Origin of the sequence: Rhodococcus jostii NBRC 16295, from assembly GCF_001894825.1 — a bacterium.
GTDB classification, from domain to species: domain Bacteria; phylum Actinomycetota; class Actinomycetes; order Mycobacteriales; family Mycobacteriaceae; genus Rhodococcus_F; species Rhodococcus_F jostii.
Genome location: NZ_BCWY01000069.1, coordinates 34415 through 52396 on the forward strand (window position 1 = coordinate 34415; position 17982 = coordinate 52396).

At 67.2% G+C, this 17982-nt stretch carries 17 protein-coding genes and 1 pseudogene; 14 read left to right on the forward strand and 4 right to left on the reverse strand.

Features of this window, described 5'->3' with window-relative positions:
* The first annotated feature begins 17 nt into the window (after positions 1-17).
* The 6 genes and pseudogenes from RJ1_RS32485 (at position 18) to RJ1_RS32510 (ending at position 5928) form a co-directional block, all read left to right on the forward strand.
* Positions 18-836, forward strand: coding sequence for a 2-keto-4-pentenoate hydratase (locus RJ1_RS32485; protein ID WP_073366591.1), 819 nt, complete (start codon positions 18-20; stop codon positions 834-836).
* Positions 833-1795 (forward strand): annotated as a pseudogene (locus tag RJ1_RS32490) (acetaldehyde dehydrogenase (acetylating)). Before RJ1_RS32485 ends, RJ1_RS32490 begins: the two are co-directional and overlap by 4 nt.
* The gene (gene dmpG / locus RJ1_RS32495) at positions 1792-2808 is read left to right on the forward strand and encodes a 4-hydroxy-2-oxovalerate aldolase (protein ID WP_073366592.1); all 1017 of its coding nucleotides are present in this window, start codon (positions 1792-1794) and stop codon (positions 2806-2808) included. The pseudogene RJ1_RS32490 and the gene dmpG overlap by 4 nt, the downstream one beginning before the upstream one ends.
* A 143-nt stretch (positions 2809-2951) precedes the next feature.
* Complete coding sequence (locus RJ1_RS32500; RefSeq protein WP_073366593.1) at positions 2952-3872, forward strand: LLM class flavin-dependent oxidoreductase; 921 nt, start codon at positions 2952-2954, stop codon at positions 3870-3872.
* Between the two features lie 23 nt (positions 3873-3895).
* Positions 3896-5221: a PucR family transcriptional regulator gene (locus RJ1_RS32505; protein WP_073366594.1), complete on the forward strand. Its 1326-nt coding sequence runs from the start codon at positions 3896-3898 to the stop codon at positions 5219-5221.
* Complete coding sequence (locus RJ1_RS32510; protein WP_073366595.1) at positions 5218-5928, forward strand: SDR family oxidoreductase; 711 nt, start codon at positions 5218-5220, stop codon at positions 5926-5928. Before RJ1_RS32505 ends, RJ1_RS32510 begins: the two co-directional genes overlap by 4 nt.
* A gap of 24 nt (positions 5929-5952) precedes the next feature.
* Here the strand turns inward: RJ1_RS32510 and RJ1_RS32515 are convergent, their stop codons facing one another.
* On the reverse strand, positions 5953-6744 hold the full coding sequence (locus RJ1_RS32515; protein WP_073366596.1) for an SDR family NAD(P)-dependent oxidoreductase: 792 nt from the start codon (positions 6742-6744) through the stop codon (positions 5953-5955).
* A gap of 123 nt (positions 6745-6867) precedes the next feature.
* Here RJ1_RS32515 and RJ1_RS32520 point away from each other — a divergent pair, with 123 nt between their 5' ends.
* Entirely contained in the window at positions 6868-7908 is a 1041-nt protein-coding gene (locus tag RJ1_RS32520) for a phosphotransferase family protein (protein WP_073366597.1), read from the forward strand.
* 11 nt (positions 7909-7919) lie between these two features.
* Here RJ1_RS32520 and RJ1_RS32525 read toward each other — a convergent pair whose 3' ends face one another.
* Complete coding sequence (locus RJ1_RS32525; protein ID WP_073366608.1) at positions 7920-8912, reverse strand: NADPH:quinone oxidoreductase family protein; 993 nt, start codon at positions 8910-8912, stop codon at positions 7920-7922.
* 19 nt (positions 8913-8931) lie between these two features.
* The gene (locus tag RJ1_RS32530; protein ID WP_073366598.1) at positions 8932-9384 is read right to left on the reverse strand and encodes a MaoC family dehydratase; all 453 of its coding nucleotides are present in this window, start codon (positions 9382-9384) and stop codon (positions 8932-8934) included.
* A 151-nt stretch (positions 9385-9535) separates the two neighbouring features.
* On the opposite strand from RJ1_RS32530, the gene RJ1_RS32535 reads away from it, so the two are divergent.
* From RJ1_RS32535 to RJ1_RS32545, 3 genes are all read left to right on the forward strand, one after another.
* Complete coding sequence (locus RJ1_RS32535; protein WP_073366599.1) at positions 9536-10780, forward strand: acyl-CoA dehydrogenase family protein; 1245 nt, start codon at positions 9536-9538, stop codon at positions 10778-10780.
* 146 nt (positions 10781-10926) lie between these two features.
* Positions 10927-12219 carry an MFS transporter gene (locus RJ1_RS32540; protein WP_073366600.1) on the forward strand — a complete coding sequence of 431 codons (1293 nt, stop codon included), beginning with the start codon at positions 10927-10929 and terminating at the stop codon, positions 12217-12219.
* A complete protein-coding gene (locus RJ1_RS32545) occupies positions 12216-13232 on the forward strand; it encodes an Rv3169 family protein (protein ID WP_073366601.1) in 1017 nt (338 codons plus the stop codon). The genes RJ1_RS32540 and RJ1_RS32545 overlap by 4 nt, the downstream gene beginning before the upstream one ends.
* Positions 13233-13281: 49 nt before the next feature.
* Here the strand turns inward: RJ1_RS32545 and RJ1_RS32550 are convergent, their stop codons facing one another.
* A complete protein-coding gene (locus RJ1_RS32550; protein WP_073366602.1) occupies positions 13282-13833 on the reverse strand; it encodes a TetR/AcrR family transcriptional regulator in 552 nt (183 codons plus the stop codon).
* Between the two features lie 45 nt (positions 13834-13878).
* Here RJ1_RS32550 and RJ1_RS32555 point away from each other — a divergent pair, with 45 nt between their 5' ends.
* The 4 genes from RJ1_RS32555 (at position 13879) to RJ1_RS32570 (ending at position 17736) form a co-directional block, all read left to right on the forward strand.
* Positions 13879-14394, forward strand: a complete 516-nt coding sequence (locus RJ1_RS32555; protein ID WP_073366603.1) for a thioesterase family protein — start codon at positions 13879-13881, stop codon at positions 14392-14394.
* Positions 14395-14787: 393 nt separating this feature from the next.
* The gene (locus RJ1_RS32560) at positions 14788-15582 is read left to right on the forward strand and encodes an enoyl-CoA hydratase-related protein (RefSeq protein ID WP_073366604.1); all 795 of its coding nucleotides are present in this window, start codon (positions 14788-14790) and stop codon (positions 15580-15582) included.
* Positions 15583-15673: 91 nt separating this feature from the next.
* Positions 15674-16810 (forward strand): acyl-CoA dehydrogenase family protein, encoded by a 1137-nt coding sequence (locus RJ1_RS32565; protein WP_073366605.1) that lies wholly within the window; start codon positions 15674-15676, stop codon positions 16808-16810.
* 29 nt (positions 16811-16839) lie between these two features.
* Positions 16840-17736 (forward strand): SDR family oxidoreductase, encoded by an 897-nt coding sequence (locus RJ1_RS32570; protein WP_073366606.1) that lies wholly within the window; start codon positions 16840-16842, stop codon positions 17734-17736.
* The last annotated feature ends 246 nt before the right edge of the window (positions 17737-17982 follow it).

The following is a 17982-nucleotide window of genomic DNA, read 5'->3' on the forward strand; positions in this document are numbered from 1 at the left end:
GATTGTCGAGGACTCGAATGACCATCAATTCTTCTCTCACGCACACTGATTCCGCGATCATTGCCGCCGCGGACCGCCTCACCGCGGCATCCGCCACCGCACGGCCGTGTCCCCCGGTCCGGGACCTGCTCGGTACCACCGACGTCGACACCGCCTACGCTGTCCAGCAGCTGCTGACCGACCAGCGGCTCACCGCCGGCGGCACGGTCACCGGCCGCAAGATCGGCCTCACCTCCCCCGCGGTGCAGCAGCAGCTTGGCGTGAACCAACCGGACTTCGGGGTGCTGTTCGCCGATATGAACGTCACCGACTTACCCGAAGTGCCCAGCCGCCGGTTGCTGCAGCCCAAGGCCGAAGCCGAGATCGCGTTCGAACTCGGCACCGACCTCACCGACGGAGACCTCGACCTCACCCAGGTCCGGGCCGCCGTCGCCCGCGCCGCCGCGGCCCTCGAGATCGTCGACTCGCGGATCGCCGACTGGGACATCACCATCACCGATACCGTGGCCGACAACGGCTCGTCCGGCCTCTACATCCTCGGCGACAACTGGCTGACCCTAGACGAATTCGAACCCCGCGACGTCACCATGCACCTGTACGCCAACGATGGACTCGCCTCCGAGGGCACCGGCGCCGCCTGCCTGGGCGACCCCCTCGAGGCCCTCGCCTGGCTCGCCCGCACCGCCCGCGACTACGGCCACCCCCTGCGCGCCGGGCAGATCATCCTCGCCGGTGCCCTCGGCCCGATGGTCCCCACCCCACCAGGCACCATCATCCGCGCCGAACTGTCCACCCTCGGTAACGTCACCGCCACCTTCTCGAAGGACAACGCATGACCGACAACAAGATCAAGGTCGCGATCATCGGATCCGGCAACATCGGCACCGACCTGATGATCAAGGTCCTGCGCAACTCAGACACCCTCTAGATGGGCGCGATGGTCGGCATCGACCCCACCTCCGACGGACTCGCCCGCGCCGCCCGGCTGAAGGTCCCGACCACCGCCGACGGCGTGGACGGCCTCATCGAAATGGACAACTTCGCCGACATCGGCATCGTCTTCGACGCCACCTCCGCCAAGGCCCACCACGCCAACGCCGCCAAGCTCGCCCCCTACGGGAAGAAACTCGTCGACCTCACCCCCGCCGCCATCGGCCCGTTCGTGGTGCCCCCGGTCAACCTCGACGAACACCGGGACGCCGCCAACGTCAACATGGTCACGTGCGGCGGTCAGGCCACCATCCCGATCGTCGCCGCCGTCTCCCGCGTGACACCGGTCGCCTACGCCGAGATCGTCGCGTCCATCGCCTCCAAATCCGCCGGGCCCGGCACCAGGGCGAACATCGACGAATTCACCGAAACCACCGCCCACGCCATCGAACAGGTCGGCGGCGCCGCACGCGGCAAAGCCATCATCATCCTCAACCCCGCCGAACCGCCCCTGCTGATGCGCGACACCGTCTACGCCCTGATCGGCGACGCCGACCACGACGCCATCCGCGCGTCCGTCAACGACATGGCCGCCCGCGTCGCCGAATACGTGCCCGGCTACCGGCTCAAACAGCACGTCCAGTTCACCCCCATCCCCGACGGCGAACCCATCCACACCCTGCTACCCGACGGCGCCGGCCCGGTCACCACCAAGGTGTCGACCTTCCTCGAGGTCGAGGGCGCCGCCCACTACCTGCCCGCCTACGCCGGCAACCTCGACATCATGACCTCCGCGGCCCTGCGCACCGCCGAAGATATCGCCCGACGCATCCAGACCACGATTCCCGCGGAGGCCCACCCGTGACCACCCCCCAGCTCTACATCCAGGACGTCACCCTCCGCGACGGCATGCACGCGGTCCGGCACCGCATCACCCCCGGCGACGTCGGAACGATCGTCGCCGCCCTCGACGCCGCCGGTGTCGACGCCATCGAGGTCGCCCACGGCGACGGCCTCGCCGGTGGCTCCCTGAACTACGGGCCCGGCAGCAACACCGACTGGGAATGGATCGAGGCCGCCGCCGACAACCTCACCCACGCCACCCTCACCACGCTGCTGCTACCCGGCATCGGCACCATCGCCGAACTCGAACACGCCCACACACTCGGGGTCCGCTCCATCCGCATCGCCACCCACTGCACCGAAGCGGACGTCTCCGCCCAGCACATCGCCAAGGCCCGCGACCTCGGCATGGACGTCTCGGGGTTCCTGATGATGAGCCACCTCGTGCCCGCATCCGAGCTCGCCGCACAGGCCAAACTCATGGAATCGTATGGTGCGCACTGCGTCTACGTCACCGACTCCGGCGGCCGCCTCACCATGAACGGGGTCCGCGAACGCGTCCGCGCCTACCGCGACATCCTCGACCCGAACACCCAGATCGGCATCCACGCCCACGAAAACCTCTCCCTCTCGGTCGCGAATTCCGTCGTCGCCGTCGAGGAAGGCGTCACCCGCGTCGACGCCTCCCTCGCCGGACACGGCGCCGGCGCCGGCAACTGCCCCATCGAACCCTTCATCGCCGTCGCCAACCTCCAGAGCTGGAAGCACGGCTGCGACCTGTTCGCCCTCCAGGACACCGCCGACGACCTCGTCCGGCCGCTGCAGGACCGACCCGTGCGCGTCGACCGCGAAACCCTCACCCTCGGCTACGCCGGCGTCTACTCGTCCTTCCTCCGCCACGCCGAAACCGCCTCCACACAACACGGCATCGACGTCCGCACCATCCTCCTCGAAGTCGGCAAACGCCGCCTCATCGGAGGACAAGAAGACATGATCACCGACATCGCACTCGACCTGAAAAGCCAGGCACGATGACCGTGGATGGGATTCACAGGTCGGCTGGTCCTCGGCCATCGGCTCGATACGCCCAGTTCAGACGGCTTCTCTGAACCCCAGATTCCCCGCCGCCCTTACCTGAGAAGTTTATGGTCAGTCCATTCGCATGAGAGGAGATCAGCGTGTCGATCAGAGTGGGATTGTCGGTCACCGAAGGGCTCCTCGTCCCGAAACCCGCTGACCGGCGACTGCTGCTGGATACGGCGGCGGAGGCGGGACTCGACCACATCACGGTGGGCGACCACATCAGCTTCCACGGCGGTACCGGGTTCGACGGCTTGGTGTCGGCGACGTCCATCCTCTCGACCCACGACACGTTGTCGGTGATCATCGGTGTCTACCTGCTCGGCCTGCGGCATCCGATGCTCGCCGCCCGTCAGATCGCGACACTGTCGCAGATCGCGCCCGGACGGTTGGTCCTCGGCGCCGGGGTGGGCGGGGAGGACCGCTCCGAGATCTCCAACAGCGGGGTCGACCCCAGCACCCGCGGTCGCCGTCTCGACGAGACCCTCGAGGTGTTGCGCGCCGTCCTCACCGGCGAGGAAGTGACGCATCACGGTGAGTTCTTCACCCTCGACCGGGCGCGCATCCTGCCGGCGCCACAGCCGCAGGTGCCGATCCTGATCGGTGGCCGCGGCGAGTCCGCCGTCCGCCGCACCGCCCGCTACGGTGACGGCTGGCTCGGAATCTTCTGCACTCCACGCCGGTTCGCCGAGACGCGCGCCGCGATCCTCGACGCCGCCGCCCGTGAGAACCGTGCCCCCGACTCGTTCGGTGTCAACGTCTGGTGCGGGCTCGACGCCGACGCGGATGTCGCGGATCGGCTTGTCGGCGACCAGATGCAGGCGCTGTACCAGTTGCCACGCGAGAAGTTCCGCCACCTGGCACCCGCAGGAACGCCCGAGCAAGTGGCCGAATGGCTGAGCACGTTCGTCGACGCGGGGGCCGACAACATCACCTTGGTCCCGGCAGCCGCCTCGATGGAAGCAGCGATCGAGCACACGGCCTCGGTCCGTGCGCTGCTACTCGGCCATCACAGCTGACCGGGGCAGAATCGAGGACACCGATGTCCACCTCCGATGAGCGCACCGGCCGTAAGCACCTGCCACTCAGTGTGTTCGACGAGCTTCTCGACGACGCCGCCGTCGCGGTCGACTGCCTGTCCGCCATCGTCCGGGTCTGTTCGGAGGCTACCGGCAAAGCGGTGACGCTCTTCGATCTGCAGGGACATTCCGTCGCATCCACCCGCCCGGGTGCCGGAGGGCAGGCGACGTTCCCGCCACTCCGCGACATCCTGCGCAGACGAACCACGACCGTGCCGCCCAGCGCGGACCCCGTCCTGCTGGCAGCCGAACTCGGCACCGGGTTGTCTCGGCGGAAGCTCCTCAGCGCAGTCGTCGAACGCGGCGAACACCTCGGATGGCTCGTCGTCGACGAACATCCGACGCCGTTCCATCCCACCGACGAGTACGTGACGTTGCGCTGCGCTCGCCGCATCGGGGCACAGTTCCTTGCCCAGCGCCGCATCACTCGGGTCGCCTGGAACGCCCGGTCGAATCTCGCCCGGCAACTCGTCCGTGGTTCCGGCGCCTGGGCCGATCTCGCGGCCGGTGCCGAGTATCTCGGCGTGAACGTCCACGCCCACCGCGCCCTGGTGTACGTCCTCGAACCGGACGGTGCTCACGAGGACCTCGACCGGTCACTCGCCGAGTACACCGAGCGGGCTCTCGGCCTGGAGGTGCTGTCGACGCGGGGGTCGGAGGGAATCCTCCTGCTCATCGAGGCGCATCCGCATGTCGCGTCCCCCACTGTCGTCGGGCGCATCACGTCGACGTTGGAGAGGGCGGCCACCGAGTTGAGCCCGACGGGTGGGCTGATTGCCGGGGTGTCGTCCGTGTACGAACCGGATTCGTTCGCCCGCGCATACCGGGAGGCACGCGAGGTCGTGCGCTGTATCGATCGTTTCACCGACGGAACGGGCCACCGGGTTCTCGCTGTCGACGATCTGGGACCGGCCCGGCTGTTCCTGGCGAACGGCGAGGTCTCGGCGATCCGGCATTTCATCGACGACATGCTCGGCCCCCTCCTGGGCGACGACGCGGCCTCGACCGAACTGATTCGCACACTTGCCGTCTGGTTCGAGGAGAATCGCAGCATGCGCCGCACGGCCACCCGGCTGAGCGTGCACGAGAACACGGTCCGCCTCCGGTTGTCGCGAGTGCACGCCCTCACCGGTCTCGATGTCACCGGCGACGCGACCCATCAATTGAGCATCCACACCGCGCTCCTCGTCCTCCGACTACGCGACCATCCGGCGCTCCACATCGACAGCCGGTGCGCCGAAACGAAGGACGACACCTTGCCGCTTCCCGACGAACGGAGATCCGCATGACCGACCCGCACCGCCGCAAGGCACTGGTGACCGGTGCCGCACGCGAGGGCAGTATCGGCAAGGCCATCGTCGCCCGGCTCGAAGCCGACGGGTTGGAAGTCGTCACTCTCGACCGCTCCCCCGGGTGCACGTACCAGGCCGACATTTCCACCGACGAGCTGCCTCCGCTCGACGACATCGACGTCTACGTCGCGAACGCCGGGCTGACGACGATGTTCGGTGCCGCACACAGTTTGTCGATCGACAAGTGGCGGAAAGACCTCGACGTCAACCTCACCGGGACGTTCCGGGTGCTCCAACAGTGCCTGCCGGGGATGCGGGAACGGCGGTACGGGCGCGTCGTCGTCATCTCCAGTACCGCGGGCACGCACGGTATGCCCGCCCAGGTCTCGTACAGCACCACGAAGGCCGGGTTGCTCGGTCTGGTCAAGACGGTGGCGGCGGAAAACGTCGCTCTCGGCATCACCGCCAACGCGGTCCTCCCCGGCATGACGGCCAGTTCCGGCATCCTGTCGATGCCCCAGGACATTCAGGACGCGTGGCTCGCGTCGATGCCCAACGGATTCGTCGACCCGGCCGACATCGCGGACGCAGTCGCGTTCTTCGCCTCCCCCACCGCCCGCAGCGTCACCGGACAGTTCCTCACCGTCGACGCCGGCGACGGTCTCAACACCCGCACGGTCACCTCCTCGGTGGCACAGCACTGACGGACGGAAACCGAGCGCAGGTTCTCAGTTCACCAGCACGCCGCCGTCTACGGGAAGACTCACGCCGGTCAGATACGCGGACGCGTCGCCCGCCAGGAACACCACCACCGCGGCGATGTCTTCGGGATCGCCGATGCGTCCGAGGGGAATCCGGGCGTCGATGATCTTGCGCTTGTAGTTCTCGGTGTAGTGCGCGGTTGCCTCGGACGGAAAAACCCCCGGCAGAATCGCATTGACACGAATGCCGCTCGGCCCCAGTTGCGCGGCGAGGTCGCGGGTCATGCCGAGGACGGCCGCCTTGCTCGCGCTGTACGCGGCGGCGGGCATCTTAGCGGTCGTCAGCGCCATGACGCTGGAGACGTTCACGATCGAACTGCCGCGCCCCATCACCCGTGCGCACGCCTGAATCATCCAGTAGGAACCGTGCAGGTTGACGTCGACGACCGACCGGAAGTGGTCGGGCGGGTCCTGCGTCACGTGGTGGTACTCGCCGCCGGTGCCGGCGTTGTTGACGAGGACGTCCACCCGCCCGAACGTCTCGACGGCGGCCTCGACGAGCCGTTCACACTGCTCCACCTGCGTCACGTCGGTCTCCACCGCCACCACGCGGGGGTTGAACTGCCGCACCTGCTCCGCGGTCGCGGCCAGTGTGTCGCCGCGCCGGGCGCCGAGGACGACGTCCGCCCCCGCCTGCGCCAGCGCGAGTGCGTACGCCACTCCGAGTCCGGACGAAGCCCCGGTCACGATCGCCACCTTGCCGTGCAACGAGAATCGCTCCAGCACAGCATTGTTTCGGTCATGGGCGGTATTCGTCATAGGCAAGCTCTACCACGCGGTCCGGTGCCTGCCGAAGCATCGACCAGGAAGCCACTGTGGGTTTCTTCAGCGCCGCCCGCGCCCGTGCTTGCGGGACGGACGGGCCGGTCCGATGGTGGTCTCGTGACGGAATTCGACGTGAACTCGCTGACCACACGCGCAACCCGGGCGGCCGGTCGCCGATGGCCGGGAGCCGTGGTGTCCGCGCCCTCGGCGCTACCGGGTGGGGTGTCGAGCCTGACGTATCGGGCCACGCTGACGCGACCCGGCCTGACCGACACCGGGATCGTGCTCAAGATGGCACCGCCCGGGCTGGAACCGGTCCGTAACCGCGATGTGCTCCGACAGGCGCGCGTCATCCGTCTCCTCGCTGCCGCGCCCGGCGTCCGCGTGCCGTCGATTTTCTTCGAGGAGGACGGAACCGCCGATCGCCCGCCGTTCTTCGCCATGTCGCTCGTCGACGGCCAGTCCTACGAACCGCTGCTCGATGTTGCCGACTCCCCGCCTGATCCCGGCACCGTCGGTGTCCGCGCCCGTGCGGCCGCCGGGATGCTCGCGCGGATGCAGAACCTCGATCCCGTCGCGCTCGGCGTCGGCGACGAACCCGTCGTCACGGTCGCGGAGGAACTCGGCCGCTGGCGGCGTCTGCTCGACACGGTCGACGACGACATCGCACCCCGGCACGCCGAACTCCATGCCGCCCTGGCGGAACGGATCCCTGCGGCAGTGGCTCCTACGCTGTTGCACGGCGACTACCGACTCGCGAACATGCTGTTCGCGGGCGAAGACCTCGCCGCGATCATCGACTGGGAGATCTGGTCCGTCGGCGATCCCCGCACCGACCTCGCGTGGTTGCTGATGCACACCGACCCGGCCCACCGGTTCCGGCGGTCCCGTCCCGCCGCCGATACCGCAGCGGGAGTCGGCATGCTCTCCCGCGCCGAACTCCTCGATGCCTACCGTGCCGAGCGCGAAGTTCCCGTCACCGAACTCGACTGGTTCCTCGGCTACTGCTACTACAAGACGGCGTCGACGCTCTCAGTCTTCGTCAAACGCAACCGGAGGAGGTCCGATCCGGACCCCTCGCTGGTCGTCGCCGCCGAGAGCCTCGCGGAGGTCGTCGAACGAGGCCTGGCCGTCCTCGGCGCCCCGGCAGTTCACTGAGTCGGCTGCCGTCAGGCCGACGGCACCACCTCGACGACGACCTTCCCGATCGCACCCCGCTGGTCGAGCGTGCGCAGCGCCGCTGCGGTCCGGTCGAGCGAAAATGTCGCACCGACGTACGGGCGGATCCGTCCCTCGGCCGCCAGTGTCTCGACGGCGTCCCGGACCATCCGCAGCGTCCCGGGATATTCGGTTTCCATGTTGTCCATGGTGATTCCCGTGACGGTGAGATTCCGGTGGAGGAGCCGGTTGACCTTCACGGTCGGGATCGCACCTCCGGTGAATCCGACGACGACGAGTCGGCCGCCCTGCCGCAGTGAACGGAGGGAGTCGGTGAACCGGTCGCCACCGACCGGGTCGATCACGACGTGCACGCCGCGCCCGTCGGTCAGATCGCGGACGTCGTCGAGCCAGGGTCCGTCCGACCGCACGACCGCGTGTGCACCGCACCGCCGCGCAACGGCCGCCTTCTCGTCATTCGACACCACGGCGATCGCCTTCACACCGAAGGCCGCCGCGAGGTCGAGGGCCGCGGTGCCCACCCCACCCGCGGCGCCGTGGACGAGAACGAACTCACCCGGTTGAACCTGCGCTCGATGGAGCGCGTACCAGGCCGTCGAGTAATTCATGCACAGGGCAGCACCTTCCACGAACGACATCGACGCCGGCAGCTTGACCGTGTAATCGGGCAGAGCCAGTGCGCGGTCGGCCAGAGCCCCGTGCCAGACGATGCCGCCGACCCGGTCCCCCGGCCGGAAGTCGGTGCCGGCCGGCGACTCGACCACGACGCCCGCGAACTCACTGCCACACACGTAGGGCGTGGGTACGCCGTTCTGGTATTTCCCCCAGGTCTGCAACGGGTCGATGAACGACAGCCCGGCGGCGTGCACGTCGACGAGCAGTCGCTGTCCCTCCGCCCGCGGGTGGGCGCCGGGTGGTTCGGGCACGTCCACCAACCTCGCGGCCTCCGGTCCGGTCAGTTCCTCGACGACGACTGCGCGCATGTAGGTCACCTTCTTCTGTTCAGTGGAAGTAGGCCACGACCGAGTCGGCGACGCAGGCCGCCTTGTCGGGGCCCTCGATCTGGAAGATCTGCCGGATCGTGAACCGGTATCCGTTCTCGATCGGCCGCGTGTCGATCAGCCGCGCGGTCATGCGGATCCGGGAGCCGACCCGGACGGGGCTCAGGAACCGCACCGTGTCGAACCCGTAGTTGAGTCCCAGCGAGTGCCCGGTCATCTCGAAGATCTCGTAGAGGAACTTCGGGCCGAGGGACAGCGTGTACAGCCCGTGGGCGATCGTGCCGCCGAATCCGGCCTCCCGGCCTCGGTCGGGGTCGAGGTGGATGCTCTCGAAGTCCTCGGTGCCCTGGGCGAACGCCGTGATGCGAGCCTGGGACACGTCGTACCAGTCCGTCGTGCCGAGGTCGGTGCCGACCCTCGCGATCAACTCGTCGATCCCGTTCAGCTTCAGCATGCCCGCATGCAACCACGGCGACCCCGGGGACCACAGGAGGCGTCGGTCCGGGCACTGGAGAAATCAACAGTGCCGTGCACCGTGGTCCTCGCCGTGCGTCCAGGTGCTCCCTACCGTCCGACACATCGGATCCCGACTCGGAGGACGCCCCATGGACTGGACCATTCCCGACGACGTGCAACAGTTCGTCACCGACCTCGACGCGTTCATCGATCGCGAGATCGCGCCGCTCGAGGCCAAGCACCCGCAGTTCTTCGATCACCGCCGCGAGTACGCGCGCACCGACTGGGAGCGGGACGGCTTCCCCAAGCAGGAGTGGCGTGAATTGCTGCTCGAGGCGCGGCGTCGATCCGACGCCGCCGGATTCTTCCGGTTTCCGCTGCCGCAGGCCCTCGGCGGGAACGACGGCAGCAACCTCGCGATGGCCGTTGTCCGCGAACACCTCCTCACCCGAGGCTCCGGTCTGCATTTCCCCCATTCCGACGAGGCGTCGGTGGTCGCGAACCTCCCGCTCGCCCTCGTGCTCCACGAATACGGCACCGGTGAACAGCGGGAGCAGTATCTCGAACCGCTGATCCGCGGCGACATCGAGATCGCCTTCGGACTCACCGAACCGGGACACGGCAGCGATGCGACCTACCTCGAGACGACCGCCCGACGCGACGGTGACGACTGGATCATCACCGGGGCGAAGCGCTTCAACAGTCTCGTCGACTGTTCCGACGTCGACCTCGTGTTCGCGCGGACGTCCGGGCAGGCAGGCAAGGCGGACGGGATCACCGCGTTCCTGGTGCCCACGAACTCCCCCGGCTTCTCGGTGCCGTTCAACCACTGGACGTTCAACATGCCCAGCGACCACTCGGAGGTCCATCTCGACGACGTGCGCGTTCCGGCGAGCGCCGTGGTCGGCGAAGTCGGTCGCGGTCTCGACTGCGCGCAGCTGTTCGTTCACGAGAACCGGATCCGGCAGGCGGCGTCGTCGCTCGGCGCCGCGCAATACTGCATCGACGAGAGCGTGCGGTACGCGCAGGAACGCGTGGTCTTCGGGAAGCCGCTGCACGAGCATCAGGGCATCCAGTGGCAGCTGGTGGAACTGCAGACCGACGCGGAGCTGATCCGCAACACGATCTACAAGACGGCGTCGATGATGGACGAGCTCGGGAAGACGGCCGTCACCGACAAGGTAGCGATGGTGAACCTGCGCAGCAACCAGCTCGCCTGCCGGGCCGCCGACCGCGCGATCCAGATCCACGGCGGCGTCGGATACACCCGGCACAAGCAGTTCGAGCACATCTACCGCCACCACCGTCGCTACCGCATCACCGAGGGCACCGACGAACTCCAGCTGCGCCGCATCGCGAGCACGATGTTCGACTTCGGATCACGACGGGGGTGACGGTGGGAATCTCTTGAACCTCTTTGGTCTGTCCTTTGCATTTGGACTGTCCATATGATCTCATGCTGTGACGAGCGCCACCCGCCGCGGCGCGCCCGCACCCCCAGTCCCTCTCCGACCATCGACATCGATCGACAGGAGCTTCCATGAGCGCAGTCGGCACCACTCAGCCGCAGGCCTCCACACGGCAGTTGAACCGCTGGTGGTACGTCGTCACTGGCTTTCTGACTCTGCTGTTCGGCACGACCGCGGTCAACGTCTTGTTCAACATCCTGGGTAAGCCCATGACCGAGGAATTCGGCTGGGAACGCAGTGTCATCAGCAACGGTCTGTCCATCGAAACGGTGCTGGTGGGTATCAGCATCGTCATCCTGGGTTTCCTCATCGACCGCTACGGGCCCAAGATCCCCTCGGTGCCGCTGTCGCTGGCGTTCGGATTCGGCCTGATGCTGATGTCTGCCCTCCCGAACAGTCAACTCACCTTCTACCTGCTCTGTGTGGTGATCGGTGCCGGAGCGGGCGCCGTGAACCCGGTCGCGCACTCCACCGTGGTGAGCGCGTGGTTCCAGGACCGTCGCGGCATGGCGCTGGGCATCCTCATGGCCGGCCTCGGCTCCTGCGGAGTACTCATGCCGTACCTCGCCAATTGGATGCTCGGCATCGGCGGGTGGCGGATGGCCTTCCTGGTCATCGGTGCCCTGTGCACGGTCATTCCGGCGTCGGTCTACGCGTTCGTCACCCGGATGCCCGCCCAGCACGAGGCCGAGCGCAAGGCCGCGCGCGTGCAAGGGCACGTTGCCGGAGAATCACTGCTGACCGTGGCAAGAAAATACCGACAGTTCTGGCTGCTCTCCATCGCCATCTTCCTGGTGTCCTCGGCGACTTTCGGCCTGATGTCCCAGATCGTTCCCATGACCACCGACAAGGGCATCAGTCAGGGCACCGCCGTCTCCGTCCTGTCCGTCCTCAGCCTGGCGTCCATCTCCGCCCGACTGCTGGTCGGCTACCTGCTGGACCGGTTCTACGCCCCCGCCATCGGGTCGATCATCTTCGCGCTGTGCGGGGTCGGCGTCTTCTTCATGATCACGTCGACGGAGGCCGGCCTGCTCTTCCTGGGCGCTGCACTGATCGGACTCGGTCTGGGTGCCGAAGGTGATCTCGCCGCCTACATGGTGAGCCGCTACTTCCCCAAGCACTCGTACGGCCGGGTGCTGGGATTCATCTACTTCTTGTACGCGCAGGGGTCGGCGTTCGGCATCTTCCTGCTCGGGCAGGTCTACGGTGCCACCGGCTCCTATCGCGCCGGCGCGTTGCCGATCATCGTGCTGGTCGGCGTCGCCATCGCCTGCCTGCTGATGATGGGTTCGTACCGTTTCACCCTGGACCACCGCGAGATCGGCGCCGACAATGTAGCCATCGAACAGAAGGAGCACGTATGACCGACGGATTCCACGACGCCCTGGTAACTCGGGCTACCTCGGACATGCCGGAGAGGTTCTTCGACCGGTTCATGTTCAATCTTCATCCGGACGGCGGCACCGCACCGTCGGTGATCCTCGGCGCCGGGGTCTATCCGCCCAGGAACGTCGTGGACGGATTCGTCGTCCTCACCACGGAGTCGGAGCAACGAAACCTCCGCTTCTCCACCGAACACGACGCGACCGACGGCGCCTCCGTCGGACCGCTGAGGTGGGAAACGCTCGAGGACAACAAGATCTGGCGAATCGAGCTGGGCGAGAACAAAACCGGACTCGAGCTGGAACTGTCCTGGCACGCGAGGGCACCGTACTGGCTCGGATCGGTGGACGTGGAGAACACCGACGGAAACGTCACCTCCTTCGACCACCTCTTCCAGCCCGGCCGCTACGAGGGCAAGCTCACCCTGGACGGAACCACCACCGACGTCGGGGGCTGGTACGGACTGCGGGACCGCTCCCGCGGGGTCCGCACCATGTCCGGGGGCCAGGGACTGCACATCTGGTATCAGGCGCAGTTCCCGGACCGCACGTTCGGATTCCTGCTCGTCGAGGATCGCGAAGGCGGACGAATCCTGTTGGAGGGTGCCGTCATGCACGACGACGGGCGACTCGACGACATCACCGACGTCCGGCACGACTTGGTGTTCACGACCGGCAACGACCTCACCGGCGGCCCGGTCGAGGTCGTGACGGCCGCCGGCGCGACCTACCGCATCGATTCGGACGCCTCGGCGGGCGGCGGCTACATGGCGGGCGGCGGTTACGGCGGGCACCACGGCAAGGTCCGTGGCCGCGACCACGAAGAGTTCGACGTCTACCCACTCGACGGAACCGTGGGCCCGAAGACTCTCGACTCGGCCCTCACCGACCGGTGCTGCACGTTCGAGTGGAACGGGCAGACCGGCTACGGCATCTTCGAATTCGCCCTGTCGCGGTCGTCGTCGTACACCTACCGCCCCACGCTGACGCGCTGACCCGCGCCGGTCACTGCCCCTGCACCGACCGAAAGGTGCAGGGGCAGCGCTATGCGCGGAACGCGTCCAGGCCCTCGCTCGCCATTCGCACCATGAGGTCGGCGAGCCCGGCGGTGCGGGTCGCCTTCGCGGGCCAGTACGCGATCGAGAAGATCATGCCCAGGCAGGACTGCGTTGCGACGGTGACTTCGGCGGCGGACGCGGCCGGTATCGACCGCGCGACCGCTGCCTCCCAGCCCTGGACGTACTGCTTGCGCCGCCGATTGATCGCCTTCCGCCACGGGTCGACGAGCGACCTGTCCTCGCGCTGGCTGACGTTGACGAGATGGCGGTGCCGGGCAGCGAAGAGGGCGTGGTGCCGGATCATCCTCTGGAGATCGAGTTCCGCGTCGTCGTGCACCGGTTCGGTGGCACCGATCAACTCGTCCATCGCCTCGTCGAACAGGGTGGCCAGGATCTCGTCCTTGCCGGAGAAATGGCGGTAGATCGCGGGACCACTCAGGCCGGCCCGCGATCCCAGTTCGTCGACACTCGTACCGTGAAAGCCTTTTTCGTAGAACAGCTCTGCGGCGGTGTCGAGGATCTTGCGGTTGCGGTCCACCGGGCCATTCTAGCACCGGGCGTGAACGATCGTTATTATATATCGATGACGCCCCCAGCCGGAATCCCCGCATACGCCCAGGTGGTCGCACTGCCCCGCGAGGCCGGTCCGGTGCTCGTTCCGTCCGATTACGAGGACGAGAACGGCCACATGAACATCCGCCACTACTTCGACCTCGAAGCACAGGCGATCGCCGTCGTGTTCGACAGAATGGGCATCACCGACAGCTACCGCGCCACCCGCAGCCAGGGCTTCTTCACCGCCGAGCACCACATCCGGTACTACGCGGAGGTGCACGTCGGCGACCGGGTGTCGGTCCACGCGCGGATCGTCGAACGCTCCGACAAGATCGTCCACGCCATGGCGTTCCTCGTCGACGACGCCACCGAACGCCTCGCGAGCACGCTCGAGGTCACCGCGACCCACGTCGACCTCACCACCCGCCGGGTCGTGCCCTTCGCCGACGACGTCGCGGACGCGGTCGATCGGGAACTGGCCCGCACCGACGTCGACTGGGCCGCCCCCGTCTGCGGCGCGATGGGTATCCGCGCCCGGGCCTGAGCAACGTTCCTTCCAAGCATCCGGGACAGACGCACACCTCCTCGGTTCCCGCGTGCGTTTTAGGGCCCGACAACGGGTGCGTCCACCGAAAAGATGCGCGTCAGCGGCAATCCTCGACCCGATTCCGTTGACAGAGTTTCGAATTCAGTGCGTGAGTACCGCCTGACGAATCCAGACCGACCAGGCCTCGGCGCGCCGAACCCTGCGACCCGATTACACATCGCAGCGCCATTTTTGCAGATCGAAGCGAATCCATCACTGCAGGTGACAGCCTTCTTCTCCGCCGCTCTTGAAAACGCTCGTTATCAGCGGTACTTTCGTCATAAGGTAAGACCAAAGAGCTTCGCGGGCGGACTCCCGTTTCGCGTGCAACAGGAAAGGACCAGCAGGTCGATGAGTGACTTCACAGATGTGACGTACGAGGTCGAGGACGGACTCGCCTGGATCACGATCAACCGGCCCGACCGGTACAACGCGTTCCGCGCGCGGACCGTCGACGAGTTGGTGAAGTCGTTCAAGAAGGCGTGGGGCAGCTCCGAGGTCGGAGCGATCGCGCTCACCGGCGCCGGGGAGAAGGCGTTCTGCTCGGGTGGCGACCAGAAGCAGCGGATGGAGACGGGCGACTACGGCCCGTCCGACAGCGGCCTGTTCGAGGTCGAGGCGCTGCACCGGGTGATCCGGGACGTGCCCAAGCCCGTGATCGCCGCGGTCAACGGTGTCGCGGTCGGTGGCGGACACGTGCTGCACCTGCTGTGCGACCTGTCCATCGCCGCCGAACACGCGATCTTCGGGCAGAACGGGCCGCGCGTCGGATCGTTCGATGCCGGCCTCGGCACCGGGTACCTCGCCCGCGCCATCGGCGAGAAGCGGGCGCGGGAGATCTGGTTCCTGTGCCGGCGCTACAGCGCGGAGCAGGCCCTCGACTGGGGCCTGGTCAACAAGGTGGTGCCCGGTGACCAGTTGCGGGCAGAGGTCCGGGCCTGGGCCGACGAGATTCTGCAGCTGTCGCCGACGTCGCTGAAGGTACTCAAGCAGTCCCTCAACGCCGACACCGAGCACTTCATCGCGCAGGGCAACATGGCCTACTCGACGCTCAAGCTGTTCGGCGAGTCCGCCGAGGCGATCGAGGGCATCAGCGCGTTCAACGAGAAGCGCAAGCCCGACTTCTCGAAGTTCCGCGGCGCCTGACGGATCGAGGAGGCGGGGCGTATTCGCTCCGCCTCCTCGCCGGCCGCTTCGAACCTACCCCGCCCGCTCACGCGAGAGAGCAGCCGCCGCTATGCGTTTCACCCGAGAACAACGAGAGTTCGCGGTCGCTGTCCGCGAGTTCTGCGACGCCGAATGCAAGACCCTCCAGCAGCGCGATCTGCTGACCGACGGCGGCACCCTGGCCAACAGCACCGTCATCCTCGACAAGTTCGCCGGCCTCGGCTGGCTCGCCGTCTCGCTGCCCGAAGAATACGGCGGAGGCGGGGCCGGAATGGTCGAGGAATGCATCTTCCTCGAGGAATCCGCCCGCGGCCTGGCCCCCATCACCGGCTACTCCACCGGCCTCACGGCCGCGCAGACCTACCTGCGCTACGGAACCGAGGACCAGAAGCGCACCATCGTCGGCAACATGGCGGCCGGCAAGCTCGAGGCGATCGCCCTCAGCGAGCCCGGCGCCGGCTCCGACCTCGGTGGTGTGCGGATCAAGGCCGAACTGGTCGACGACCACTACGTCGTCAACGGGCAGAAGACCTGGATCTCCGCAGCCCACGTCGCCGAGCACATCCTCCTGCTCGCCCGGACCGATTCGTCCGGTAACAAGCACCAGGGTCTGACCCTGTTCATGGTGCCGACCGACGCGCCCGGCCTCCAGATTCACGAAATCAAGACCATGGAGGCCCGGACCTGCAACGACCTGTACTTCACCGACGTCGCGGTCCCGGTGACCGCGGTCGTCGGCACACCGAACCAGGCGTGGCGCCACCTCATGCGCGGGCTGAGCGTCGAGAGGCTCATCATCGCGACGATGGCCCTGGGTGCAGCCCAGCGGTCGCTCGACGACGTGATCGCCTTCGTCACCGAGCGCGAACAGTTCGGCCGCAAGATCAGCAGTTTCCAGGCCGTCCGGCACCGGATCGCGGACCTCGCCACGGAGATCGCTTTCGCGAAGTCCTTCGTGTACGAGGTGGCCGAGCGGATCGACGCCGGCGAGGAAGACAACCTCAACCGCGAGGGCTCGATGGCCAAGCTGAAATGTACCGAGATCGCGAAGAAGACCGCACTCGAGGCGATGCAGATGATGGGCGGCTACGGCTACACCCGCGAGTACGGCATGGAGGAACAGGTTCGCCGTTCTCTGGCACCGCCGATCTACGGCGGCACCAACGAGATTCAGCGCGAGATCATCAGCAAGAGCCTGGGCCTGTAGCCCTCGTTCCCGACCTTTAGGACCATCGCATGACCACTTCTCCGTTCAGTCCCGACACCCTCGCGGGCAAGCGCGTCCTCATCACCGGCGGCGGCACCGGACTCGGCCGCGGCGTAGCCAAGCACCTCGTCGACCACGGCGCCGAAGTCCACCTGTGGGGCCGCCGGCCCGCGGTCCTCGAGGAGGCCGCGGCGGAGGCGTCCGTCTCCCGGCCGGGCTCGGTCCACTGGCAGACCGTCGACGTCCGCAACGCCGAACTGGTGTCGTCGGCGATGGACGAGATCTGGACGCTGCACGGCCCGCTGACCGGCGTGATCAACAACGCCGCCGCGAACTTCATCGCCCCCACCGAATCGCTCAGCCCGCGCGCCTTCGAGGCCGTCACCTCCACCGTGATGAACGGGTCGTTCAACACCACCCACGCCGCGGGCAGCCGCTGGATCGAAAGCGGAACCAAGGGTGTCGTCCTGTCGACGCTCACCACCTGGGTGTGGAGCGGATCCGCGTTCGTGGTCCCGTCCGCAATGGCGAAGGCCGCCGTGCACTCGATGACGATGTCGCTCGCCGTCGAATGGGCTCGCTACGGCATCCGCCTCAACGCCTTGGCTCCCGGACCCATCCCGACGGACTACGCGTGGGAGATGCTCAACCCGACCGAAGAGAGTGCCGTCGGTGCAACCCAGGCCGACCAGGTGCCGATGGGCCGGATGGGCACGATGGAGGAACTCGCCAACCTCACCATTTTCCTGCTGTCGGATGCCTGCGACTACCTCACCGGCCAGACCATCGCCATGGACGGTGGCCAGATGCTCGCCGGCCCCGGCACTTTCGCCGGTCTGACCTCGATGAGCAGCGAGGACTGGGCAACCGCCCGGGAGAAGAGCAAGGCCGCCAGCGAAGCCGCGAAGGCGCAGCGCGGAGTCTGACCCACATACGAGGCCTGCCTGCCGGTGACCACAGTCCCGGCCGGCAGGCCTTCGCCATGTGCCACGTGTCCAGCGTCGCCGTCATGCAGGTCGCCGGACGCAATCGATCGGGAAGACATGCACCAGATCACTGCCCGATAGCTTCGTCTTGTCCTTCATGTTCGCCATACGCCCGGGCACAGCGACGCGACACAACGACCGTATTCGGGCGTCGAATCGAGCGTTTCTGCGGCGGTGCAGGTCTAG